Origin of the sequence: Pseudonocardia sp. P1, from assembly GCF_000178675.2 — a bacterium.
GTDB lineage: Bacteria > Actinomycetota > Actinomycetes > Mycobacteriales > Pseudonocardiaceae > Pseudonocardia.
The window spans coordinates 2,155,802-2,180,638 of record NZ_ADUJ02000001.1; the positions used below are offsets into that span (position 1 = coordinate 2,155,802).

17 protein-coding genes and 1 pseudogene are annotated in these 24,837 nt (G+C 75.8%); 9 read left to right on the forward strand and 9 right to left on the reverse strand.

Features of this window, described 5'->3' with window-relative positions:
* Window positions 1-51 precede the first annotated feature (51 nt).
* Window positions 52-1,392 (forward strand): (Fe-S)-binding protein, encoded by a 1,341-nt coding sequence (locus PP1_RS09500; protein ID WP_033200349.1) that lies wholly within the window; start codon window positions 52-54, stop codon window positions 1,390-1,392.
* Window positions 1,393-1,867: 475 nt separating this feature from the next.
* On the opposite strand, the gene PP1_RS09505 is transcribed toward PP1_RS09500, so the two are convergent.
* Window positions 1,868-2,221, reverse strand: a complete 354-nt coding sequence (locus PP1_RS09505) for a hypothetical protein (RefSeq protein ID WP_060573404.1) — start codon at window positions 2,219-2,221, stop codon at window positions 1,868-1,870.
* A gap of 348 nt (window positions 2,222-2,569) precedes the next feature.
* On the opposite strand from PP1_RS09505, the gene PP1_RS09510 reads away from it, so the two are divergent.
* The gene (locus tag PP1_RS09510) at window positions 2,570-2,812 is read left to right on the forward strand and encodes a hypothetical protein (protein WP_139323803.1); all 243 of its coding nucleotides are present in this window, start codon (window positions 2,570-2,572) and stop codon (window positions 2,810-2,812) included.
* Between the two features lie 6 nt (window positions 2,813-2,818).
* On the opposite strand, the gene PP1_RS09515 is transcribed toward PP1_RS09510, so the two are convergent.
* Window positions 2,819-4,609 (reverse strand): L-lactate permease, encoded by a 1,791-nt coding sequence (locus PP1_RS09515; RefSeq protein ID WP_029239129.1) that lies wholly within the window; start codon window positions 4,607-4,609, stop codon window positions 2,819-2,821.
* Window positions 4,610-4,717: 108 nt separating this feature from the next.
* Window positions 4,718-5,704: a thiamine-phosphate kinase gene (locus PP1_RS09520; RefSeq protein ID WP_075314988.1), complete on the reverse strand. Its 987-nt coding sequence runs from the start codon at window positions 5,702-5,704 to the stop codon at window positions 4,718-4,720.
* 100 nt (window positions 5,705-5,804) lie between these two features.
* Between PP1_RS09520 and PP1_RS09525 the strand changes: the two genes are divergently transcribed.
* Together PP1_RS09525 and PP1_RS09530 are read left to right on the forward strand one after the other, a co-directional pair.
* Window positions 5,805-6,041: an Lrp/AsnC family transcriptional regulator gene (locus PP1_RS09525; protein ID WP_010232392.1), complete on the forward strand. Its 237-nt coding sequence runs from the start codon at window positions 5,805-5,807 to the stop codon at window positions 6,039-6,041.
* A gap of 8 nt (window positions 6,042-6,049) precedes the next feature.
* Entirely contained in the window at window positions 6,050-6,595 is a 546-nt protein-coding gene (locus tag PP1_RS09530; RefSeq protein WP_202796394.1) for a DUF3515 domain-containing protein, read from the forward strand.
* A gap of 60 nt (window positions 6,596-6,655) precedes the next feature.
* On the opposite strand, the gene PP1_RS09535 is transcribed toward PP1_RS09530, so the two are convergent.
* Together PP1_RS09535 and pdxR are read right to left on the reverse strand one after the other, a co-directional pair.
* On the reverse strand, window positions 6,656-7,726 hold the full coding sequence (locus tag PP1_RS09535) for a D-alanine--D-alanine ligase family protein (RefSeq protein ID WP_010232394.1): 1,071 nt from the start codon (window positions 7,724-7,726) through the stop codon (window positions 6,656-6,658).
* Window positions 7,727-7,772: 46 nt separating this feature from the next.
* A pseudogene (pdxR, locus tag PP1_RS09540) lies at window positions 7,773-9,122 on the reverse strand (MocR-like pyridoxine biosynthesis transcription factor PdxR).
* Between the two features lie 66 nt (window positions 9,123-9,188).
* On the opposite strand from pdxR, the gene PP1_RS09545 reads away from it, so the two are divergent.
* From PP1_RS09545 to PP1_RS09565, 5 genes are all read left to right on the forward strand, one after another.
* Window positions 9,189-9,842: a pyridoxamine 5'-phosphate oxidase family protein gene (locus PP1_RS09545; RefSeq protein ID WP_033200148.1), complete on the forward strand. Its 654-nt coding sequence runs from the start codon at window positions 9,189-9,191 to the stop codon at window positions 9,840-9,842.
* A 93-nt stretch (window positions 9,843-9,935) separates the two neighbouring features.
* A complete protein-coding gene (locus PP1_RS09550; protein ID WP_010235963.1) occupies window positions 9,936-10,961 on the forward strand; it encodes a mechanosensitive ion channel family protein in 1,026 nt (341 codons plus the stop codon).
* Between the two features lie 12 nt (window positions 10,962-10,973).
* Window positions 10,974-11,357, forward strand: a complete 384-nt coding sequence (locus PP1_RS09555; protein WP_010235960.1) for a globin — start codon at window positions 10,974-10,976, stop codon at window positions 11,355-11,357.
* Between the two features lie 188 nt (window positions 11,358-11,545).
* The gene (locus tag PP1_RS09560; protein WP_139323802.1) at window positions 11,546-12,940 is read left to right on the forward strand and encodes a hypothetical protein; all 1,395 of its coding nucleotides are present in this window, start codon (window positions 11,546-11,548) and stop codon (window positions 12,938-12,940) included.
* A 36-nt stretch (window positions 12,941-12,976) separates the two neighbouring features.
* A complete protein-coding gene (locus PP1_RS09565; RefSeq protein ID WP_075314039.1) occupies window positions 12,977-16,189 on the forward strand; it encodes a YncE family protein in 3,213 nt (1,070 codons plus the stop codon).
* A 15-nt stretch (window positions 16,190-16,204) separates the two neighbouring features.
* Here the strand turns inward: PP1_RS09565 and PP1_RS09570 are convergent, their stop codons facing one another.
* From PP1_RS09570 to PP1_RS09585, 4 genes are all read right to left on the reverse strand, one after another.
* Window positions 16,205-16,885 carry a hypothetical protein gene (locus tag PP1_RS09570; RefSeq protein WP_060573414.1) on the reverse strand — a complete coding sequence of 227 codons (681 nt, stop codon included), beginning with the start codon at window positions 16,883-16,885 and terminating at the stop codon, window positions 16,205-16,207.
* Window positions 16,882-17,307 carry an acyl-CoA thioesterase gene (locus PP1_RS09575; RefSeq protein ID WP_010225636.1) on the reverse strand — a complete coding sequence of 142 codons (426 nt, stop codon included), beginning with the start codon at window positions 17,305-17,307 and terminating at the stop codon, window positions 16,882-16,884. The genes PP1_RS09570 and PP1_RS09575 overlap by 4 nt, the downstream gene beginning before the upstream one ends.
* A 21-nt stretch (window positions 17,308-17,328) precedes the next feature.
* Window positions 17,329-22,140, reverse strand: coding sequence for an NAD-glutamate dehydrogenase (locus tag PP1_RS09580; protein ID WP_249265948.1), 4,812 nt, complete (start codon window positions 22,138-22,140; stop codon window positions 17,329-17,331).
* 109 nt (window positions 22,141-22,249) lie between these two features.
* The gene (locus tag PP1_RS09585; protein WP_337819668.1) at window positions 22,250-24,454 is read right to left on the reverse strand and encodes a hypothetical protein; all 2,205 of its coding nucleotides are present in this window, start codon (window positions 24,452-24,454) and stop codon (window positions 22,250-22,252) included.
* Between the last annotated feature and the right edge of the window lie 383 nt (window positions 24,455-24,837).

Below are 24,837 nucleotides of genomic sequence, written 5' to 3' on the forward strand. Positions count from 1 at the left end.
ACCAGCACCCACGACACCGAGGGCACACCCGCCGGCGCCGCGGAGACGAAGATCCCGCAGCAGGGCCCGAGCGCCTTCGACGACGTCCACCCGCCGCAGCGCGAGCTGCTCGACGACTGCGTGCACTGCGGGTTCTGCCTGCCCACCTGTCCCACCTACGTCCTGTGGGGCGAGGAGATGGACTCGCCACGCGGCCGGATCCTGCTCATGGACCTGGCGGAGAAGGGCGACATCGCCCTCGACGGCCCCTTCACCGAGCACATCGACAACTGCCTGGGCTGCATGGCCTGCGTGACGGCGTGCCCCTCCGGCGTGCAGTACGACAAGCTGCTCGAGTCGGTCCGGCCGCAGATCGAGCGCAACGTGCCCCGCACCCGCGCCGACAAGCTCTTCCGGGACGCGATCTTCGCGCTGTTCCCGTACAAGCGACGGCTGCGGGTCGCCGCCCTGCCCGGAGCGCTCTACCAGAAGCTGCGCACGGTGCCCGCGATCCGGCGGCTCGCCGAGAAGCTGCCCGGGCGGCTCGCCGCGATGGAGTCGCTGCTGCCGCCGGTGACGGTGCGCGAGGCGTTCGCGACGCTGCCGGTGCACACCCCCGCCGTCGGACGGCGCCGGGCGCGGGTCGCGCTGCTCACGGGCTGCGTGCAGGACGTGTTCTTCCACCGCGTCAACGAGGCCACCGTGCGGGTGCTGTCCGCCGAGGGCTGCGACGTGCTCGTGCCCCGCGACCAGCAGTGCTGCGGCGCGCTGGAGGTCCACGCCGGCCGCGAGGAGTCCGCGCTCGACCGGGCCCGGCGCACGATCGCCCGCTTCGAGACACTCGACGTCGACGCGGTGGTCACCAACGTCGCCGGCTGCGGGTCGTCCATGAAGGACTACGGCCACCTGCTCGCCGACGACCCGGACTGGGCCGAGCGGGCGAAGGCGTTCTCCGCGTCCTGCCGCGACGTGCACGAGGTGCTCGCCGACCTCTACGCCCGCCCGGAGTCCGACGACGGCGGCCCGCGCGCCCCGCGGACCCCCGTCACCGGCCGCGTCGCCTACCACGACGCCTGCCACCTCGGGCACGCCCAGGGTGTGCGGAACCAGCCGCGCGAGGTGCTGCGCAGCATCCCGGACCTGCAGCTCGTCGACATCGCCGAGGCGTCGCTGTGCTGCGGCTCGGCCGGCATCTACAACATGATCATGCCGGACGCCGCGGGCGAGCTGGGCGAGCGGAAGGCCGGGAAGATCCGGGACGCGAAGCCCGACGTCGTCGTCACGGCGAACCCGGGCTGCCTGCTGCAGATCGGGAAGTACCTGCCCGACGACGGCTTCGCCGACATCCCGCTCCTGCACCCCGTGCAGCTGCTCGACGCGAGCATCCGCGGGGCGGACGTCCCGCACCGGTAGCGCCCTCCGCTCCCCGTCCGGCTCGTCCCTCCTGCCCATCCCGACCCTCCTGCCCGCCCCGCCCCTTTCCGACCCGCCCCTTTCCGGCCCGCCCCGCCCCTTCCAGTCCCGCCCCAACCGGTCCGCTCGGCACCCGCCGAGATGCAGCCCAGCGTCATCCGGAGATCCACGATTCGCGCTGAACCGCATCTCGGCGAGGTCGGTCCGGGCACGTACGGGGTCCCGGTGCTCGGCGTGGCGGAAGCGGTGGCCGGCGGGACGACCCGCTCCCCCGCCGAGATGCAGCCCAGCGTCGTCCGGAGATCCACGATTCGCGCTGAGCCGCATCTCGGCGAGGGTGGTCCGGACACGTACGGGTCCTGGGACGGGACGGGCGGCTCGGCGCGCGGCCCGGGTCAAGGGCGGCCCGGGTCAAGGGCGGCCCGGGTCAGGGGCGGCCCGGGTCAGGGGCGGCCCGGGTCAGGGGCGGCCCGGGTCAGGGGCGGCCCGGGCGACGGCGCGGGCGGTCCTTGCGCGGGCGGTGGGCACGGCGCCACGCCGTCGGCCCGGCGAGGTGCCGGGCGCCTGCCGGGTCGTCGGCGGTCCGGGGCACCGGGCCCTCGGGGGTCGTGTCGACGGACCCGTGGGCAGGGTCGTCGTCGGGGGCCGAGAGCCCCATCCGCCGCCGTAGCGCCCCCAGCTCCGCCCGCAGCGCGACGATGTCCCACTTCCGGGCGGTGTGCGCCCGTTCCAGGCCCTCGATCCTCCGGTGCGCGAGGACGAGGAGCACCCCAGCGGCGATCCAGCCGGCCAGGGCGGCCCAGGCCACGAACGTCACCAGCCCCGACACGTCTGCTCCGTTCACCCGTTCCGCCTGGCCGGGACGTACGGTAGCCGGATTCGCGGTCCCGACCGGCCGACCGGGTGAGGGACCGCACACGCGCTGCACGTCACGTGACCCACTACCCTCGATCGTCGACGGCACCGTCGCCCGCGCGCCCCTCCCCGGGCCCCGTCCGGGCCCGACCGCGCCCCGCCGGCCACCGGCGATCCGGCGCTCCCTCCGTGCGGCGCGTACCACGGTGACCACGAGCCGCGGCCCTCCCGCGCCACGGCCGACCAGAGGACGGAGCGCAGCCCGATGACCGGTAACGGACCGACCACGCAGAGCGATGGACCTGGCGTGGAGGAGCAGTCCGTGATCCCGAACCCGACCCCGTCCCCGGAGGCCCCCGGGCCGCCCGAGGCCCCGGCCGCCTCCGCGCGCCATTTCCCGCAGACGCTGGTCGCGATGGACCCGCCGACCCTCCCGGCGGCGCGCCCGACCGCACCGCCGCCGGAGTTCCGGCAGTTCCCGACCCCGCAGCGGTCGGTTCCCGGTCACCCGACCATGCGTCGCCGGCTGCGCCGGATCCTGATGTTCTGGCGTCGCGGCGCCTGACCGGCGTCAGGCGCGGGTGACGGGCGGCCGGGACGCGGCCCGTCGCAACCCGACCACGATCGCGGCGAGCGTCACCAGCAGCACGGTCAGCAGCACCGTCCCCGCGTTGGCGCCGACCCCGTAGATCGCCACGAACGCGAGGCCGCCGGTCAGCAGGCAGTAGTAGGTCGTCGGGATGATCGTCATCCGGATGACGTCACCCTCCCGCCCGAGCAGGCCCACCGTCGCCGACGCCGCGACGACGTTGTGCACGGTGATCATGTTCCCGGCTGCGCCGCCCACCGCCTGCGCCGCGACGACGGTCTCGGGGTCGACGGCGAGGTTCTCCGCGGTGGCGAACTGGAACAGCGAGAACGTCAGGTTGGACACGGTGTTGCTGCCCGCCACGAAGGCCCCGAGCGCGCCGATCCACGGGGCGAGGATCGGCCATGCCGGGCCGACCGCCAGCGCGGCGCCTTCGGCGAGTGTCAGCGGCATGCTCGCCAGGCCGGTCGCGTTGTGGTCGGCGCCAGAGTTGATCAGGATCCGGACCAGCGGCAGCGCGAACAGCAGTGCGACGGCGGCGCCCGCCAGCTGTGCACCGGACACCCTCCACGCCGTCGCCACCTGTCGCCCGCTCATGCGGTGCATGCCGTAGGTGACCAGGCAGACCAGCAGGAAGACGGCTCCGGGCGAGTAGAGGATCTCGAGCTTCTCGCCGATCCCGGTACCCAGGATGTCGGACGGCCCGATGGTGATCGACTGCAGCGCGTCCTTCACCGGCTCGACGGTCCGCGACAGCACCAGCACTGCGGCGACCAGGACGTACGGGGACCAGGCGAGCCAGGTGCGCATGCGGGGACCACCGGTCTCCGCGTCGCCGGCGTCGCCCGACTCGATCGTGCCCGTCCAGCGGTCCAGCCAGCGCTCGCGCGGCGGGAAGTCCCACACCTGCTTCGGCATGAGGAACCCGCGGCTCGAGGTGAACATGACCAGGGCCAGCCCGACGAGGCCGCCGAGGAGCGCCGGGAACTCCGGCCCCAGAAGCGCGGCGACGAGCAGGTACGGAACGGTCATCGCCAGCGCGGCGTAGAGCGCGAACGGGGCGATCGCGAGTCCCTCGGAGAACCGCCTGTTCTCGCCGAAGAAGCGCGTGAGGAGGCACACCATGAACAGCGGGATCAGGGTGCCTGCCACCGCGTGCAGCGTGGCGACCTGGAGCCCGATCGCGGTGAGGTAGCCGTCGGCGTCGAGCCCGAGCAGCGCGGTCCGCGCCTCCACCTCGCCGGACCCGGACAGCCCTTGCCCGATGCCCGTCAGCACCGGGGTGCCCGCGGCGCCGAAGCTCACCGGCGTGGACTGGATGACCATGCCGACGAGCACCGCACCCAGCGCCGGGAACCCCAGCGCCAGCAGCAGCGGTGCGACGACCGCCGCCGGCGTCCCGAAACCGGACGCCCCCTCGATGAAGGACCCGAACAGCCAGCCGATGATGATCGCCTGCACCCGCCGGTCCGGGCTGATGCCGGTGAATCCGGCCCGGATCGTCGCGAGTGCCCCGCTCTGGGTCAGCGTCTGGAGCAGCAGGAGCGCACCGAAGATGATGTAGAGCAGACCGATCGCGATGATCAGTCCCTCGATCGACGACGCCAGGATCGTCGTGGTGTCCATCCCCCACACCAGCGATCCGATGAGCGCGGCGGCGACGAATCCCAGCGGCATCGCGTACTTCGCGGGCCAGCGCAGGCCCACCAGAAGGATCGCGACGACGACGATCGGGGTGAGTGCGAGCAGGCTGAGTACACCCACATTGTCCACAATGACAATCCCCTCGAGACACCGGTCATCCAGACATAACGCCTGGACAGGCACGGAACCTCTCGGACGATGTCACCCGGACGGGCCGGCCACAAGAGCTGAGTGGAATCAATATTTCGCGAAGTGGAGCCAGCCCGTCTCGCCGTCGTCGGGCCTGCCGTCCACCGTGACGGTCGGGCCCTCCTCGTCGGGGGCCTCGACTGTCCCGATCTCGGTCCAGTCCGCGGGGAGCGCGGCGCCGGACGGGAAGGTCGCGGCCAGCGCGTGGTCCTCACCCCCGGTGAGCATCCAGCGCAGTGGGTCCAGGCCGAGTGCGGAGCCGATCTCGGACAGCCGCGCCGGCACCGTGAAGGCCCGCGACCGCAGCCGGAGCGCGACCGCCGACGCCCGCGCCACGTGCCCGAGGTCGGCGAGTAGCCCGTCCGAGACATCGATCATCGCGGTGGCGCCCGCGTCGGCGGCGACCGGGCCCGCGGCGTACGGCGGCTCCGGGACCCGGTGCGCGTTCACCAGCGCCGCGGGCGAGCGGAACCCGCGCCCGAGCACCGCGAGCCCGGCCGCGGACCAGCCCAGGCGCCCGCAGACCGCCACCCGGTCCCCCGGCTGCGCACCCGACCGCAGCACCGGTGCGCGCCCCTGCAGGGAGCCGAGCGCCGTCACCGAGACGACGATCACCGGGCCGGAGGTCAGGTCGCCGCCGACCAGCCCGGCCCCGACCGACGACGCCTCCGCCCACAGCCCGTCGGCGAGCTGTTCGAGCCGGTCCGCCGGCGTCGTCGAGGGGCAGGCGAGCCCGACCAGCAACGACGTCGGCACCGCTCCCATCGCGGCGATGTCGGCCAGGTTCGCGGCGGCGGCCTTGCGGCCGATCTGCTCGGGCGACGACCAGTCGAGGCGGAAGTGCACCCCTTCGACGAGGACGTCGGTGCAGGCGACGACCCTGCCGTCGTCCGCCGCGACGACGGCCGAGTCGTCGCCGGGGCCGAGCAGTGTGGTGACCGGCTGGACACGGCCCGTGGTGACGCGGTCGATCAGTCGGAACTCGCCCACCTCCCGGAGTGAGACGCTCGCCTCGGAACCGCCTTCTGGCGTGATCGCGGATGGGGACACGGGGGCTGCCTCCGGTAAGTTCTGCGTCCGACATTCCTGCCGCCAACCATCCGGCAGGGCGGCACGTACCGGAAAGGGGCACGCCGTGGTGCAGGCATACATCCTCGTCCAGACGGAGGTCGGCAAGGCCGCCGCCGTCGCCTCCGAGATCGGGGGCCTGCCGGGGGTCATCTCGGCGGAGGACGTCACCGGCCCGTACGACGTGATCGTGCGCGCCGAGGCGGACGACGTCGACGAGCTCGGCCGGCTGGTCGTGGCACGGGTGCAGAACGTCAACGGGATCACCCGGACGCTCACCTGCCCCGTGGTGAAGCTGAACTGAGACACGCCGTGGCAGGAGCAGGGTCGTCGCGCATCTCCCCGCCGGTGGCGGTGGCGATCGCACTCCCCCTGCTCCTGGCACTCGTGGTGGCCGGGCTGGGGCTGTACAGCCGGGTCTCCGCCGGGCCGGACACCGGCCCGCTCGCGCTCCCCCCGCAGGCGGCACCGCAGGCGTCCACCCCGCAGTGCGACGCCGTGCTGGGCGCGCTCCCCGCGCAGCTCCCGGCCGATCCGGCGCCGCTCGGACCCCGCGAGCTCGATCCCGCGGTCCCCGGCGCGCGGGCCTGGATCGCCGAGCCCGGCCCGGTGGTGCTGCGCTGCGGCACCGAACGCCCCGCCGAGCTGGGGCCGACCTCGCCGCTGATCGTCGTGAACGGCGTGGACTGGCTGCCCCTCGCGACGCCGGACGGCGCGCTCACGACGACCTACGCCGCCGTCGACCGGGGCGTGTACCTGGAACTCTCGGCCGCCGCCGAGGCCGGCCCCGGGCCGCTGCAGGCCGTGTCGGACGCGATCACCGGGACACTCCCGGCCGAGCCCGTGCGTGTGCGCTGACGCGCCCGTGAGTGGTTGTGTGGGCCAGGGCCGAATTTTCCACTCACGAGCGCGGAGCGCCTAGCGCAGGCCGGTCCCCCGGGCGAGCGCCGTCTCGACCATGGTCGTGAGCAGCTCGCCGTAGTCGAGCCCGGTCACGGCCCACATCTTCGGGAACGCCGAGCTCGGGGTGAACCCCGGCATGGTGTTGACCTCGTTGACGGTGATGTGGCCGTCGTCGGTGACGAAGAAGTCCACCCGGGCCAGTCCCTGGACGTCGAGTGCGCGGAACGCGGTGACGGCCTTCCAGCGGACCGAGTCGGTGATCTCGTCGTCGAGCTTCGCCGGGATCTCCAGCTCGGACACGTCGAGGTACTTGGACTCGAAGTCGTAGAACTCGCCGTTGTAGCGCAGCTCGGCGGGCAGGCTGGCGCGGACGCTGCCGTCCGGGAACTCCAGGACGGCGCACTCCACCTCCCGCCCGGGGACTGCGGACTCGACCAGCACCTTCGGGTCGTGCTCGCGGGCCTCGGCGATCGCCGCGTCGAGCCCGGCCGGGTCGGTCACCCGGGTCACGCCCATCGACGACCCCGCGCGGGCCGGCTTGACGAACAGCGGCAGGCCGAGCCGGTCGCGGTCGGCGAACCCGATGTCCGTCCCGGGCCGCAGCACGATGCCGTCGGCCACGTTCAGGCCCTCGGCACGCAGCAGCTTCTTGGCGAACTCCTTGTCCATCCCGACCGCCGACGCCAGCACCCCGGCGCCGACGTAGGGCAGGCCCGCCATCTCGAGCAGTCCCTGGATCGTCCCGTCCTCGCCGAACGCGCCGTGCAGGATCGGGAAGACGACGTCGACCTGCGAGAGCGCCTCGCCGGCGTCCAGCCTGATCAGTCCGCGCCCGGGCTCACCGGGCAGCACGAGGGCGTCGGACGTGCCGTCGACCTCGGGCAGCTCGCGGCCGCTGATCCCCAGCTCCCGCGGGTCGGACGGGCCGGTCACCCACGCGCCGTCCCGGGAGATCCCGACCGGGACCACCTCGAACCGCTCCGGGTCGAGGTGGGTCAGCACGCTGCCCGCGGAGACGCACGAGATCGCGTGCTCGGAACTGCGGCCGCCGAAGACGACGGCCACCCTGACCCGGTCGGAACTCATGGGGCCCGAGGGTAGGCCGGGGGTCCCGGCGGTCGCGCAGCCGGGATCACCGGGTGAGCCGGTCCAGCGCCTCCTCCAGGTCCGCGCGGGTACCGGCGGCGTAGCCCACGACCAGGCCGGACGTCCGGGGCTCGCCGTCGTGGTAGTCCGCGAGCCCGCGCACGTCGACGCCGCGCCGCGCGGCGGCGGCCACCGCCTCCCGCTCGCCGGGCCCGCGCAGGACGAGGTGCGCGCCGGCCGGGTCGCCGCTCGCGGTCCACCCCACCCGGTCCGCCGCCGCGAGCACCAGCTCGCGGCGTTCCCGGAGCTCTCGGCGCAGGCGTCGCAGGTGCCGGGCGAGGTCACCGTGTGCGGCGAGCGCGGTGAACACCCGCTGCCCGGCCGGTGCCGGGCGCGTCCCGGTACGGGAGCGCAGGTCCCGCCACGCCGCGAGCACCGCGGGCGGGGCGACCGCCCAGCCCGCCCCGAGCGTCGGGCTGACGATCTTGCTGGCGGTGCCGAGGTGCACGACGTGGCCGGGGGCGAGCGCGGCGAGCAGCGGCAGCGGCGCGACGTCGTAGCGGAGCTCGCCGTCGTAGTCGTCCTCGATCACCAGGAAGTCCTCGTCCCGGGCCCGTTCGAGCAGCGCGACGCGGCGGGCCGCGGCCATCCGCACCGCGGTCGGGAACTGGTGCGCCGGGGTGGTGTAGACGGCCGCGCAACCGGCCGGGACGGCGTCGACGACCAGCCCGTCGTCGTCGACGGGGACGCCGACGACCCGCACACCGGCGGCCCGCAGCGCGGTGACGGCGCGCCGGTAGCCGGGTTCCTCGACGGCGACGGTCGCTCCGGGCGGGAGCAGCCGGGCGAGCTCGGCGACGGCGGCCGACGTGCCCGCCGTGGTGATCATGTCGTCCGGGGTGAGACCGCGGTGCCGCAGCAGGTGCAGCGCGACGGCGGTGTGGAACCCGGGCAGGCCGTCGGGCCGGGGCGCGTCGTCGGCCGGGGGCTCGGCGGCGGCCCGCCACGCCCGCCGCCACATCGTCCGGTCCAGTGCGGCGACGCAGGGCCGCCCGGGATCGAGGACGTACGGCGGGCGGTGCTCGTCCGGGCCGGACGGGGGTGCGGCGCGGTCCGGCCCGGCTCCGCCGACCGTGGGCCGCGCCCCGGCGGGGACCGCCGTCACTTAGGTCCCCGCCCCGACCCTGCCCTGCACCCAGCCCTCGGCGAGCAGCTGGTCGTAGGCCGCGGCGGTCACGGTGCGGCTGACCCCGAGCGTCGCGGCGAGGGTCCGGGTGGAGGGCAGCCGGTCACCGGGGCGCACCGGCCCACCGGCCGCGGCGGCCCGCAGCGCGTCGGCGAGCTGCACGGCGAGCGGGACGCCGGACGCGCGGTCCAGCGGCAGCGGCAGGTCCATCGGCCTTCTCGATTCGCTCCGGATTGGCCGTTCCAGGATGCCACTGTGCGCGGCACGCTCGACAGCGTGACGCTCTCCCCCACCACCCGGAGCACCCTCGGCCGCAAGCGGGACCGGGCCGCCACCGACCGCGCCGCACTGCACGCCGTCCTCGACGAGGGCCTCGTCTGCCACCTCGGCTTCGTCCGCGACGGCGCACCGGTCGTCCTCCCGACCGCGTACGGCCGCGACGGCGAGACCCTCTACCTGCACGGCTCGACCGGTGCCCGCTGGCTCGCCGGCGACGAGCTCCCGTGCTGCGTGACGGTCACCCACCTCGACGGCATCGTGCACGCCCGGGCCGTCATGCACTTCTCGATGAACTACCGCAGCGCGGTCGTGCACGGGAGCGCGCGCAGGCTCACCGGCGCCGACGAGCGGTGGCACGCCCTGCGGACGATCGTCGAGCACCTCACTCCCGGCGCCTGGGACCACGCCCGGCGGCCGGACCGCCGGGAGCTCGCCGCGACCGCGGTGTTCGCCCTGGACCTCACCGAGGCGAGCGTGAAGACCCGGTCCGGCCCCCCGTCCGACGACGAGGCCGACGTCACCGCCGATCTCGCCTGGTCCGGTGTGGTCCCGGTCCGCACCGTCACGGGAGTGCCCGAACGTGCGCCCGACCTGCCGGAACACCACACGCTCCCGGCGCACCTGGCGGGCCGGGTTCACCGGGACGGGTGACGTAGGGTCGGGGGCGACACCGGCCGGACCCCGGCCGCTCCCCACGCGGTCCCGGACCGCGGACACCGCCCTCACCGCCCCCGAGGAGGACGCGTGACGATCATTCCCCCGGTGCCCGACCGGGTCGTCCCCGCGCTGATGCCCGACTGCGTGCAGAACGCGGGCTCGTGGTGCTCGACGCTCTACCGCTGGACCAGCAACGACTTCCTGGCCCAGCACGCCGACACGATCGTCTCGAAGACGTTCTCGATCGGCACGATCGTCGTGTTCGCGGTGCTGTTCCGGTGGGTGGCCCACCGGGCGATCGCGCGGATGGTGGACGGCGCCACCAACGGCCGGTTCTCCGCACTCGTCGGCCGGGCCCGGCGGCTGCGCCGCACCGACGGCGCACGACGGGCCGGCGACTCCCCGGGCTCGCAGCGGCGCATGCAGCGCGCCCGCACGATCGGGTCGGTGCTGCGCTCGATCGTCTCCGCGGTGGTCCTGCTCGTCGCGGTGATGATGGTGATGAACGAGCTGGGCTACCCGCTCGGGCCGTTGCTGGCCGGCGCCGGGGTGCTCGGCCTCGCCATCGGGTTCGGCGCGCAGAACCTCGTGCGCGACTTCCTGTCGGGCATGTTCATGCTGCTCGAGGACCAGTACGGCGTCGGCGACATCGTCGACCTCGGTGAGGCCGTGGGCACCGTCGAGGCCGTCGGCCTGCGCATCACCACGATCCGGGACCTGCAGGGCACCGTCTGGTACGTCCGCAACGGCGAGATCCTGCGGGTCGGCAACATGAGCCAGGGCTACGCGGTGGCGGTCGTCGACCTGCCGGTCGCGCACAGCGCGGACGTCGAGGAGGCCACCGAGATCGCCGGCACCACGGCGACCGAGCGGGTCGCGCAGGACGACGTCGCCGGCGACGTCCTGGAGCCGCCGGAGGTGCTCGGCGTCGACCGGATCGGCCCCGAGGGCGTGACGCTGCGGATCACCGTCCGGGTCAGCCCGGGCCGCCAGTGGGCGGTGCAGCGGGCGCTGAACGGGGCGATCACCGACGCCTTCGACGACCACGGGATCCCGCGGCCGCTGCTGTTCGGCGGCGCGGGCCTGGACAAGCGCGCCCAGAAGCAGAACTGAGACGATGGCTCCGTGAGTGCACCGCAGAACTTCTACGCCGAGGTGGGCGGCGCGCCGGTCTTCCACCGGATCGTCCACCGGTTCTACGAGGAGGTCGCGCGCGACGAGGTGCTGCGGCCGCTGTACCCGGAGGAGGACCTCGGCCCCGCCGAGGACCGGCTGCGGATGTTCCTGGAGCAGTACTGGGGCGGCCCGCGCACCTACTCCGAGCAGCGGGGTCACCCGCGGCTGCGGATGCGGCACGTCCCGTTCACGATCGGCCCCATCGAGCGGGACGCGTGGCTGCGCTGCATGCAGATCGCGGTCGACGAGGAGAACCTCTCCCCCGAGCACCGCGAGCAACTGTGGAACTACATGCAGTACGCGGCGCTGAGCATGCAGAACTCCGAGTTCTGATCTCTCCGGTGTCCTGTCGGCGACCCTGCGTGACTGTCTGATCTGCCGCTTGGCGGCCGAACGAGTGGCGTTCGGCGTCAATCCGGGCTCTAGTCCTGTGTGGTCGTGACCGAACGCGTCCGGGCTCGTTGGACCGGACGCCGCCCCGGGACATCGGGCGGCCAGGAGTCGCCCGTATGGGGGTAATCGTGAGCGCAATGCCGTCGTCGTCCGGCCCGGAGCGGCCCGACCCGGGGCACGGGTCGTCGCGGCACTCGCACCGCGCCGCCGAGCCGGAGGCGGTCGGGAGCGACGAGTCGGGTGACGGATCGTGGTTCACCGTGGTGCTCCGCGGCTACGACCGCAGCCAGGTCGACACCCGGCTCGCCGATCTCGACCACCGCATCCACGAGGAGATCCGGCGGGCCGAGTCCGCCGAGCGCGCGCTGGCCGCCGCCAGGGCCCAGATGCGCCGCCTGCAGGAGCAGGTCGAGGCCGGAGCCGCGGACGCGTCCGACCGCCGTGCCGAGGAGGCCGGGTTCGGCCGCCGCGTGGAGCGGGTGCTGCAGGCCGCCGAGCAGGAGGCCACCGAGCTGCGCGAGCGGGCGGCCGCGGAGGCCGACGAGATCGTCGCCCGCGCACGCGCGGAGGCCGACGACCGCCGGACCCGCACCGAGGAGGCGCTGCTCGGCCGCGCCGCCACCCTGGACCGCGAGTTCACCTCCCGCAGCACCGCGCTCGACGAGCGCGAGGAGGCCGCGGCGTCCCGTGAGCGAGGCCTCGCCGAGCGGGAGCGCACGGTCGACGAGCGGTTCGGATCCGCCCGGTCCGAGGCCGAGAAGATCCTCGCGACGGCCCGCTCGGAGGCCGACGACGTCCTGTCCGGCGCCCGCGACGAGGCCGCGTCCGCGCTGCGCGACGCCGAGCGCGACGCCGGTGCCGCGCGGGACGGGGTCACCCGGGACGTCGAGCGGCTGGCGTCGCTGCGTGACCAGGTCCGCGGCGAGCTGACCCGGGTGCGCGAGGCGCTCTCGGCCGAGCTGGACCGTGAGCCGGTCGCCGCGGCGCTCGACGACGCCCTGTTCGGCCCGTCCGCCACGCCCGGGACCGGCGACGATGCCACCGGCGCGCCGGCCGGCGCCGTCGCGTCGGTCTCCGAGCTCGGCTCGGCGCGTGGTGCGGCGTTCGTCTGGTCGTCCGGCACGGGCGCCGACCGGACCCCGCCGACCGTGACCGACGAGGAGCCGGCCGCCGGGGACCCCGCCGACGACGCCCCCGGGGACGGGGCCGCCGACGACGCGGACTCCCCCTCCGCGTCGGCCACCGGGGAGCCGGCGGACACCACCGGCGACACCGCCACCGGCACCCTGCTCCTCGGCCCGGGACGCCGGCCGGGCGGCGCCCGCCGGGACGACGACGACCCGGACAGCACGACGGTCGGGCAGATCCCGCCGATCTCCCTCACCTCGATCGGGGTACTCCCGTTCGGGGAACTCGGCGCGGGCCGTGACAACGCCCGGACCAGGACGGACGGGGCCAACGGCGCCTCCCGCCCCCAGCGGGGACCCACCCGGGGTCCGGGCCCGGGACGCCGCTCGCGATAATCGGATCGTTATGTGCACCCGACCGTCACAGAACGCATGACGTCGGCGCCCGGTCAGCCGGGACGCGACGACGCAGCGGAACCGGCCCCGGACGGGCTCGGCGAAGCGATCCGGACCGGCCGCGTCCCCGTGGTCCCCGGATCGCTGGTCGACCTGGTGATGAGGTCGGGTTCCGACACCGACCCGGACCGTCCCGGCGACGCCTCCGGACCTCCGGGACCTCCCGGGTCCCCCGGCGGCACCGCGGACGGCGCGAGCGACGCCGGACCGGAGCCGGCGGGGCCCCCGGGGTCCGCGGACCCGCCGCCCGGCTCCGCGGCCGGCTCGGCCGGCCCGGTCGCCACCGGGCCCGGCCCGGACTCGGCCGGGACCGGGACCGGGTTCGCCGATCTCGTCACCCGCGGGCGTGACGGGTCCGGGACCGACGGGCGTGCGGCACCGGCAGCGCCCGACCGTGCGTCGGGCAACGGCGTGAACGGGACCCCCGGCGTCGGCGGGACCGCCGGCACCGGAGCGCCCTCGCCCGGCGCCCGGCCCCGTCCGGCACCGCGCCCCGCGGCGGACGACGCGTCCGCCCCGGCCGGCCACGACCCCGACGAGGCGTCCCCCGACGACTCGTACGCCGACCTCGGCGACCTCGGCGACGACCCGCTGGGTGTCGGGCCGCTGCCGGCCGACGACCCCGCTTCCGGTGGGTCCGGCGACGACGGATCCGGCGACCGCGCCCCGGAGGGCCCCGGATCCACCGACGGCTCCGGCGACCCGTTGCACACCCCGCCCGACCGTTTCGCGCCGCCGCCGTCGTTCGCCCCGCCTGCGACGGCCGCGGACCCGGCCACGGCCACCCCGGCCGCCGGCCGTCCGCGGATGGGCGGCGGACGCCCGTCGACCGACGGCATCCCGGTGACCGCGCCCGCCCCGACCGTCGTCCCGCCGATCGCGCCGAACCCGCGTCCGATCGACGAGGAGGGCACCGGCACGACGCCCGCGGTCCCCGCGGCGGGACCGGCCGCGCGGCCGGACGCCGGCACGTCCGACGACGACGGCGGCGAGACGACGTCGAAGCGGTGGCCGCCACGCCCGTCGCGGCCGTCGTCCGACGGCCCGGAGACGGACATCCTCCCGCCGGGCGCCCTGATCGGGCACTACCCGAGCGCACAGAACGACGCCCGGCCCCGGGACGACGCGGCGCAGGCCGAGCCCGCCGCCCGGCCGGCGACCCCGCCCGGCGGCCGTCCGACCATGCCGGGAAGGCGCCCGCCGGCGGACCGGTCGCCGGAGCAGCGGCCCGCGACGGGTCGCACACCGTCGGGCCCGGCGATGGCCGGCCTGTCCGGCGACGACCTGTTCGCGACGCAGGCCGGCGCGGACACCGGTGGCGGTTTCGGCAGGCTGCCCGGCCGCGGCGCCGATACCTGGGCACCGGCCGACCGCGACGAGGCCGGGCCCGCCGATCCGGCCGGTCCGGGGACCGGGCCGCAGACCGGCGCGTTCACCTCCGAGGACCCCCGGTCCGGCACCGGCCCGCAGCCGGGTGCCCTCCGCGACGGTCGTCCCGGACCCGGACCCGGACCCGGTCCGAGGACCGGTGCGTTCCCGGCCCCGGAGGCACGGCCCGGACCTGGCCCCCGGTCGGGGTCGTTCCCCGCCGGCGAGGCCGGCACCGGGGCGTTCCGCGCCCCGGCGCCGCCGCCCGGCGCACCGGCACCGGGCTCGCCCTGGGCGCCACCGGAGGCCGCGCCCGGCCGTCCGCCGCAGGGGCCGCGTCCGTCGCAGGGCCGGCCGGTCCCGCCGAGGCCCGCACCGGGCCGTCCCGGCGACGGGACCGACGTCACCGAGACGATCCCCGCCCTGGACGTCGACGGGCGCCCCCGCGCCGTCGCACCGGGCCGCACGGACGCCGAGGACCCCGCCCCCGCCGAGCACGCCGTCGAGGGCACCGCCCCGGTCACGCCGCCGGTCACGGACGACGCCCCCGACCCCACCACCCGCAACGCGGCCGCGGCGGCGTCGGTGGGTGCGGTGTCGGTGGCGGCCGCCCGCGCCGAGTCCGGCAAGGACGGCACCGTCTCCGACACCGGTCCGCAGGGCCCGCAGTCCCCGGCGGACAAGCCGATCGCCCCGCGCCGCGAGGCGATCATGTCGGCGAAGCCGCGCAACGGCCGCCGTGGCGTGTCCCCGGCCGGTCTGGCGATCGCGCTGGCGATCGCCCTGCTCGGCGCGCTGACGCTCTGGGCGATGCTCTCGCCGACGCCGGAGGACGCCGGCGGCGACACGCTCGGCGCGGCGGTCAGCGGTGACGCGGACGCGGGCCGGGGCCCGCGGCCCCCGGTCGCCGCCGCGGCGGCCAGCCTGTCGCAGCCGACGGTGCGCGCGACCGTCCCGGCCGGTGCCGCGCCGGTCGCGGTCGCCGCCGCGCCCGGCGGGCCCGCGCTCGTGGCGGTGCGCGACGCGAACCGGCTCCTCGTGGTCGATCCCGCCGGCGACGCCGTCACCGGGGAGATCCCGCTGCCCGGCGTCCCGGAGGACGTCACCACCTCGCCCGACGGCACGCGGGCGTTCGTGACGATGTCCGGCGACGGCGGCGGGCAGCTCGCCGTCGTCGACGTCCCGGGCGCCACGGTCGTGAACACGGTGCCGGTCGCGGCCGATCCGGCCGGTGCGGTCACCTCCGCCGACGGCCGCTTCCTCTACCTGCCCTCGCGCGCGAACGGCGTCGTCGACGAGCTCGACCCCTACGCGGGGGTCGTCACGCGCTCCGTCCCGGTCCCGCAGACCCCGTCCGCGGCCGCCCCGAACGCCGAGGCGAACCGCGTCTATCTCGCCACCCGCGGCGCGGACGAGCTGACGGTGCTGGACCCGGACAGCCTCACCGTGCTCGGGAGCTTCCCCGTCGCCGGGGGCGCTGAGGCGGTCGCCGCGGCCCCGGCGTCCACGTCGTCCCCCGGGCCCCGGGTCGCCGTGGCCGGACCGGACTCCGACACCGTCACCGTGCTCGACCCCGACGACGGCCGCGAGATCGCCCGCGTCGAGGCGGCCGGTGGCCCGACCGGCCTGGCGTTCGCTGCCGACGGCCGCCACCTGTACGTCACCACCGGGCAGGGCCTCCAGGTGGTCGACACGCGGTCCTGGGAGGTCGCCGGTTCCACCGACGTCGCGCTGAACCCGACCGCCGTCGCCGTCTCCGCCGACGGTCGCACCGGCTGGGTCACCGGCGACGGCGAGGTCAGCGTCCTCAACCTGTCCTGACCCGGTGGGTCTCCGCTACCCGGTCACGGTGAGCGGCAACGACACCACGCGACGCTTCACGACGGCGCCGTAGCGGGCGTCGAGCCGCACCCAGGAACCGGACGCCGACACCCGCACCCGCGGCTCACCCGCTCCGGTTCCCCCCGGCCCCGGCACGGCACCACCCGCGTCCGCCGGCCCGGATCCCAGGAACCCCATCCCGGACATCGCGAACAGCACCCGCATCGGCACCGTCACCGGCCGCCCCGGCTCCGGCGGCGACACGGTCAGCACCGTCTGGTCCAGCAGCGACGCCGGTGGCCCCATCGGTCCCGCGTGCTCCCGGGCCAGTGCGAGGCCGCGCTCGGCGAGGCCGTCGAGCTCGCCGGCCGGGATGTCGTCGACCAGGGCCCAGCCCTCGGCCGGCGGCAGCTCCTCCATCCACGCGGCGGGCGCCCCGGGGTCGATCTCCTCGGCCCGTTCCACGGCCAGCGCGGTGAGCAGCGACGACGCGTGCGCCGTGACCGGGACGCCGCCGTCCAGGGTGCCTGCGACCGACCGGGTGACCAGGACGTCGAACGGGGTCCGCGCCCACGCCGTGACCCGGTCCCCCGCCGTCGTCAGCCGGATCGCCGCCGCCTGGTCGAGCCGCACGACCCGCGCCGTGAAGGCCCCGAGGTCGTCCCGCTCGGTCGCGTCGGCCAGCCGGAGGGTCACGACACCGCTCCCAGGTGCCGCTTCAGGAAGTCCCGCTCGCCCTCGGTGATCCGCCGCGGGCGGTTCGCCCCGAGGTCGTAGAGGGCCATCGACGTCCACGCGGTGACGGCGACGGCGTCGTCCCCGCCAGGGCCGTCGCGCAGGACGTAGTCCAGCGTGAACGACGCCGCCCGCAGGTCCCGGACGGTGATCTCGACGCGCAGCGGGTCCGCCCGCCACGGCAACTGGCGCCGGTAGTCGACGTGCAGCCCGGCGACGAGCAGGCCGGACGCGAACCCGGTCAGCCCTTCCTCGCCGGCGCCGGTGAAGGCGAGCGCGACGCGCGCCTCCTCGATCAGCGTGACGATCCGGGCGTGGTTCACGTGCCGGTAGGCGTCCTGGTCGGTCCAGCGCAGCGGGACCGTCGTGACGAAGGCGGACATGGGCGTGAGTGTCCCCGACTCCTAGCGGGCCAGGCCGCGCAGCTGTCGTGAGATCACCGACAGCGTCGCCAGGTCCAGCGACGCCGATCCGCCGATCTCCTCCAGCGCGGTCCGGGCCCGCGACAACTTCGACGCGTTGGACTGCTCCCAGGCCGCGATCGCCTCGTCGACGTCGGTGCCGGGCGCGGACTCCCGCAGCGCGTCGAGGGTGATCGAGCGCAGCGACCCGTAGAGGTCGTCGCGCAGCGCGAGCCGGGCCAGCGCGTGCCACCGGTCCCCGCGGTCGAGCCGGGACACCGCGGTCAGCGCCTGGTCGACGCCGAGGTGCTCGGAGACCGCGTAGTACAGCTGCGCCACCTCGGCCGCCGGCCGCGGCTCCTTCTCCCGGTCGGACAGCTCGACCAGCTCGACGACGTCGAGCAGGCCGTAGGCGTAGAGCGACAGTGCGGCCGGTTCCACGAGCTGCTCGGGCACCCCGGCCGCCCGCAGCTCCGCCGCGCGTTCCTTCACGGCGTCGAGCTCGCGGCCCTGCAGCAGCTCCGGCAGCCGCTCGCGCAGCTCGGCGATCGGTGCGGCGAACCGGTTGATCTCCGCACCGACGGCGAGGGGCTGCGGCCGGTTGGTGAGGAACCAGCGCGACACCCGGTCGAGCAGTCGCCGGGACTCGAGGACGACGGCGTCGGCGACGGCCACCGGGACGTCCGCGGTCCGCACGGCCTCCCACAGCGCGGGCAGCGCGAACACGCGGGTGGTGACGGCGTAGGCGCGGACGACGTCGTCCGGGCCTGCGGCGATCTCCTCGCCGAGCCGGAACGCGTAGCTGATCCCGGCGCCGTCGACCATCTCGTTGACCAGCCGCGTCCCGATGATCTCGCGGCGCAGCGGGTGGTTGCGGACGGCGTGGTCGTACCGTTCCCGCACCGGGGCCGGGAAGTAGGAGGGCAGCGTCGGCTCGAACGCGGGCCGGTCGGGCAGGTCGGTCTGCAGCAGCCGGTGGGTCAGGTCGAGCTTGGTGTGGGCGAGCAGGGTCGCGAGCTCCGGGCCGGTGAGTCCGAGATCGGCGGCGGCGAGCGCGTCGAACCCGGCGGTGGACGGCAGCACCTCCAGCTCGCGGTCCAGCCCGGCCCGTTCGACGAGGTCGCTGACCATCCGACCGTGCACCGCGACCATCGCGGTGGCGTGTGCGCGGGCGACGCCGAGGACGTCGTTCTGCGCGACGTTGTGGGCCAGGACCAGGTCGGCGACGTCGTCGGTCATCGACGCGAGCAGCTCGTTGCGGGCGGGCCGGTCGAGCGTGCCGTCGGCCACCGGCCGGTCGAGCAGGATCTTGATGTTGACCTCGTGGTCGGAGCAGTCCACACCGGCCGAGTTGTCGATCGCGTCGGTGTTGATCCGGCCGTACTCGCCGTCGCGGCCGCCGGAGCGGGCGAACTCGATCCGGCCGCGCTGGGTGAGTCCGAGGTTGCCGCCCTCGCCGACGACGCGGACGCGCAGGTCCCGGCCGTCGACCCGGATCGCGTCGTTGGCCTTGTCCCCGACCTCGGCGTGGGTCTCGACCGACGCCTTGACGTAGGTGCCGATGCCGCCGTTCCACAGCAGGTCGGCGGGGGCGAGCAGGATCGCGTGGATCAGCTCCGGCGGCGACATCCGCGTGACGTCGGCGGGCAGGCCGAGCGCCGTCCGGATCTCCGGCCCGATCGGCACCGACTTCGCCGTCCGCGGCCAGACCCCTCCCCCGGCGCTGATCAGGGAGGCGTCGTAGCTCTCCCAGGTGGAGCGGGGCAGCCCGAACAGCCGGCGCCGCTCGGCGTAGGACGTGGCCGCGTCCGGGGTGGGGTCGACGAACACGTGACGGTGGTCGAACGCGGCGACCAGCCGGATGTGCTCGGACAGCAGCATCCCGTTGCCGAACACGTCACCGGACATGTCCCCGACGCCGACGACGGTGAACTCCTGGCTCTGGGTGTCCAGGTCCAGCTCGCGGAAGTGGTGCTTCACCGACTCCCAGGCGCCGCGTGCGGTGATGCCCATGGCCTTGTGGTCGTAGCCGACGGAGCCGCCGGAGGCGAACGCGTCGCCGAGCCAGAAGCCGTACTCCTCGGAGACCGAGTTGGCCAGGTCGGAGAACGTCGCGGTGCCCTTGTCCGCCGCGACGACCAGGTAGGAGTCGTCCCCGTCGTGCCGGACGACGTGGGGCGGCGGCAGGGTCTCGGTGCTGCCGTCGGCGTGGGTCAGCAGGTTGTCGGTGACGTCGAGCAGGCCGGAGACGAAGGTCCGGTAGCACTCCCGCACGTGGTCGGGGGCGGGTGCGGGCCTGCGGACGACGAACCCGCCCTTCGCCCCGACCGGCACGATGACGGCGTTCTTCACCGCCTGCGCCTTCACGAGCCCGAGGACCTCGGTGCGGTAGTCCTGCTGGCGGTCGGAGAACCGCAGGCCACCGCGGGCGACCGGGCCGAACCGCAGGTGCACGCCCTCGATCCGCGGCGAGTACACGAAGATCTCGAACCGGGGCCGCGGCAGCGGCATGTCCGGGACGGCGGCCGGGTCGAGCTTGAACGAGAAGAACGGCCGGTCGCGGAACCAGTTGGTGCGCAGCGTCGCCTCGATCACGGCGAGCAGCCCGCGCAGGATGCGGTCCGCGTCCAGGCCGCTGACCTGGTCGATCAGCGTCGTGACGTTCTCCAGCGCCCGCTGGTGGGCCGCCTCCTGCTCGGCGGCGTCGGGCTTCGCCGGGTCGAACCGGGCCCGGAACAGCGTGATCAGGCCCTCGGCGACCTGCGGGTGGGCGACGAGGACGTTCGCCGTGTACTGCAGCGTGAACAGCCCGCCGAGCTGGCGGGTGTAGCGGCTGTAGGCCCGCAGGACGGCCGCCTCCCGCCAGTGCAGGCCGGCACGCAGGACGAGTGCGGAGAACCGGTCCGACTCGGCGTCGCCGCGCCAGGCGGCGGCGAAGGCGTCCTCGAAGCGGGTGCCCGCGTCCTCGACGGTGACGGTGGGCACCGCGGGCGCCCCGGACGGCTGCGGGGCGCGCACCCCGAAGTCGTAGAGCCAGCAGCGGCGGCCGTCGGGCCGGACGAACTCGTACGGCCGCTCGTCGACGACGTCGACGTCGAGCTGCTGCAGCAGCGGCAGCACCGCGGTCAGCGTGGCCGGGGCGTCACCGAGGTAGAGGGCGAACCGGATGTCGTCGTCGGCGCTGCGGTAGAGGCGCAGGTCGAACGGCCGGTCCTCGTCCAGCGCCAGCAGCCGCCGCAGGTCCTCCACGGCCCGGTGCGGCGCGACGCCCGCCTTGTACGACTCGGGGACGCCGTCGAGCAGCGGCCGGGCGGCCGGCCCGGCGTCCCCGAGGGCGGCGACGAGCAGGTCGTCCCAGGTCCGGGTGGCCTCGGCGACGTGGTCCTGCAGTGCGGGCAGGTCGTAGGCGACCGGCTCGGCGGACGGGTCGGTGGCGACGGTCAGGTGCAGCATCGCCAGCTCGGCGTCGCCGACCTGGGCGGTGTAGGCGACGTCGGTGCCGCCGAGCCGGGTCCGCAGGATCTCGGTGATCCGCAGCCGGGTGTCGGTCGTGTAGCGGTCGCGGGGCAGGTAGACCAGGCAGGACAGGAACCGGCGGTACGGGTCCGGGTGAACGAACAGCCGGACCGCGCGCCGCCCGCTCGCCTCCAGCACGCCGACGCCGGTCTCCTGCAGCCGCCGCTCCGAGGACGCGAACAGCTCCGCGCGCGGCAGCACCGAGAACACCTCGAGCATCTGCTGGCCCGAGTAGGAGTCGGCAGGGAACCCGGCGCGGCGGATCGCGCCGCGGATCCGGCGGGCGACGACCGGGATGTCGAGGACCGACTCGTGCCGGGCGGGGACGGTCAGCATCCCGAGGAACCGGTGTTCCCCGGTGACGGTGCCGTCGTCGTCGCGGGCGCGGACGCCGACGTAGTACGGGTGCACCGCCCGCAGCACCCGGCTGCGCTCGCTGGCCCGGGTGATCAGGAGGGGGCCGCCGAACTCCTCGGCGCCCTCCTCTCCCTCCCCGGGGAGGAAGACCGCGGCGCCGGCGTCGTCGGGGCGGAGCACGCCGAGCCCGGTGTCGGTGTCGGGCTGCAGGCGGCCCTCGCGCCGGGAGTAGTGCCGGTAGCCGACGAAGACGAAGTGGTCGTCGACGAGCCAGCGGAGCAGCTCGGCGACCTCGGTGGGGTGCACGTCGTCGCCCTCGTGGGGGGCGGTGGCGCTCCCGGCGCCGGTCAGGTCGTCGGCGAGCGCGCGGGCCCGCAACGTCATGGCGGCGGTGTCGTCGATGACCTGGCGGACGTCGGACAGCGTCCGCTCCAGCTCCGCGCGCAGGCGCTCCGGGTCGAGGCCACCCGCGGAGACGACGTCGAGGTGCATCCAGGACTCGGCCCGGGCGTCCCCCGGCTCGCTGGGATCGGCGTCGGTGTCGACGCGGACGAGCGACCCGTCCGGACCGCGGTGGACGACGAGGATGGGGTGCACGACCCGGCGCACCGTCCCGCCCGCGCGGCCGACCCCGGCGATGACGGACTCGACCAGGTAGGGCATGTCGTCGGTGACGATGTCGACGGTCGTCGCGTCACCGGGGCCCGCGGTGACGTCGACGACGGCGCGTCCCGGCTCGCGGCGCGCGGCCAGTGCGAGGTGCGCGTCGACGACGGGTGCCGGACCGGCCAGCTCGGGGCCGCCGGTGCTCTCCGCCTCGGGCGTGTTCCGCGTGTAGAGGCGGACCAGCTCCGCCGCGGCGCCGCTCCCCGGACGCGGCTCTCCCCCCGCCCGCACCTCGACCCCGGTCGTGCTCCCCGTGCCATCCGTACCGCTGCTCACGTACCACTCCGGCCCCGCGCGTGTGCTGACTCACGCACCCTATCGCCCGGGTACGGCCGCCCGGAGGAACATCAGCGGACGGCGACTGGACCGTTCGCGCAGGTCAGGATCAGATCTCGCGGTATGCGGCCATGGCTCCGGCGAGGAGATCGGCCAGCCCCATGTGCTCCGGAATGTCCTGCGGATCGCCGGACGTCGTGGCGTCGTCGTCGGACGGCACGACGGTAGGGGGCGCGTCGGTCCCGGACGGGGCGTCCGTCGCGGTCGGGGCGTCCGCCGCGATCGGGGTGCCCGCCGCGGTCGGGGTGCCCGCCGCGGTCGGGGTGCCCGCCGCGGTCGAGGTGCCGGCGGAGCCGGTGCCGTCCGATGCCGGGGATCCGGGCGGTGTGCCTGGACCCGGCCCGCGGCGGCCCGGGTCGCGGAGGCTCGGGTCGTCGTCCGTCCCACCCCGGTCCGCAGGCCCGCTCGACGCGGCCTCCGTGCGCCGGTGCCCGCTCTCGTCGTCCGCACGACGGGAGTCGGGCTCCACCTCCGGGGCGACGTCGCCCGGCACCACGGCCGGGACGTCCCCCGACGCGGCGGCCGACCGGACGGTCCACACCTCGTCGCGCGGTTCCTCGGCCGCGGCGGACCCGTTCCGCACAGCGGCACGGGACGGACCGACGCGCTTCGGCAACGCCGAGGGTCCCGCCCCTTCCGTCACCGAGGACCAGGCGACCGGCCGACCCGCACGCCCGGTCTCCCCGGGTTCCTCCCGGCCGGTGTCGGGGAGCTCGAGGTGCGCGCGGACGGCGGCCGCCAGCCGCCGATCGTCGCCGTCGCGCCCGGTCCGGGAGATCCGTCCCGGACCGTCCGGGACACGGTCGCCCTGCGCACGGTCGCCGGGCACACCGTCACCCGGCGCCGGCCCGGCACGGACGTCCTGCTCCTGACCGCCGTGCCGTCCGGCCGTCCGGGCCTCGGACACCGGCTCCGGACGCCGCGGCGCGTCGGACCGGCGCCGGCCACCGCTGCCCGGCCGGACCGTCGTCCCGGCCGGGAGCGCGGACGGCTCGGCACCCTCGACCGCCCTGCGGCGGCCGCGGCGCGGCTCCTCCTGCTCCGTCGTCGGGTCCCAGACCGCCGTCATGGCGGGCCCGGCGTCCGCGACGGACGGCGCCGTCCCCGATCCACCGCCCGGCACCGGCGCCCCGTCGGGTGCGACCGGGTCCGGCTCACCGGGCGCGCTCGTCGTGACGGGCGCCTCGTCGTCCACGGGCGGTGTGGCCCGGCGCCTCCCGTTCCGGGCTCCGCCGACCGCGGCTGCGGGTCGGGCGAGCGTCGGTTCCGGGACGGGAGCGGGCTCGTCGGGGCCGGTCAGCTCGCGGACGATCTCTTCGCCCTCCGCGCCCCGCGGACCGGTGGCGCGCAGCCGCAGCCCGGTTCCCGCCGGGAGGCCACCCCGCCGGACGCGCACCGCGAGATGCGCGGCGAGCGACCGGGCCCAGAGGAGCACGGTCACCCGGTCGGCGTCGGGGAGGGTGATGAGGACGGCGTCGTCCTCGGTGACCGTCGTCCCGGACGGCGGGACCAGCCGCGCCGACCGGACCGCGATCTCGTGCAGGACACCCGCCGGGAGAGGGGCCGGCGCGGGAGCACCGTCCCGGCCGATCAGATCCACCCGGATCGACCGCTCAGCGAGACCGGGGTCGGGTTCGACGGGCGATCCGGCGGGCTCCGGTCCGGAGGTCTTCGGCTCCGCGGCCTTCAGCTCGGACGTCTCCCGCTCGGACGCCGTCGGTGTCTCCCGCTCGGACGCCGTCGGTGTCTCCCGCTCGGACGCCTCCGGCTCGGACCTCGTCGGCTCGCCTGCCCCCGGCCCCGCGGGCTCCGGTCCGGCGCCGTCCAGGACACCGCCCCCACCGGCGGCTGTGCCGTCGTGCGGGCCGGAATCGACCGGCGCGGCCTCGGCGCGGAGCGCCCCGAGGACGGACGAGCCGTTCGTCGACGCCGACGCCGGTCGCGGGTCGCGGAGCTCGGCGAGCAACGCGTCTCCGAGGGGCGCACCACTGTCGGCACCCGAGACGCCCGAGACCCCGTACCGGGCCCCCTCCGCCCGGTCGAGCACGCCGCTTGCGTCCGGACCGACCGGCGGCAGGCCCCCGAGCGGCGCATCCTGTTCCGCGTCCTCGGCCCGTCCGGTCATCAGGCCCGAGACACCGAGCGGGTCGTCGGGATCGATCGAGCTCGTGCCGCCGGAGGCGGTGAGCGCGGTGTCCCCCGCCCCGGCAGGTCCCTCGTCCGGGAGGACAGCACGACCCGTCGTCCCGGACACGACCGGATCGGCGGGCCTGTCGCCGCGGATGACGATCTCCGACCGACTCTCCTCCGCCGAGGTCTCGACCGGTGCGCCGGACGGTTCTCCCGTCGGTCCGTCCTCGCGCGGGCGCCCGAGCCCGAACCGCAGTCGTGCCGCCGGTCCGCCGCGTGCCGGGCCCGCAGCGTCGTCGATGTCCGTGCCGGAGCCGGTGCCGGTGCCGGTCGCGGTGCCCGTGCCGGTCGCGGTGCCCGTGCCGGTCGCGGTGCCCGTGCCGGTCGCGGTGCCCGTGCCGGTCGCGGTGCCCGTGCCGGTCGCCGGTCGCGGTGCCCGTGCCGGTCGCGGTGCCCGTGCCGGTCGCGGTGCCCGTGCCGGTCGCGGTGCCGGCCACCGCCCGCCGG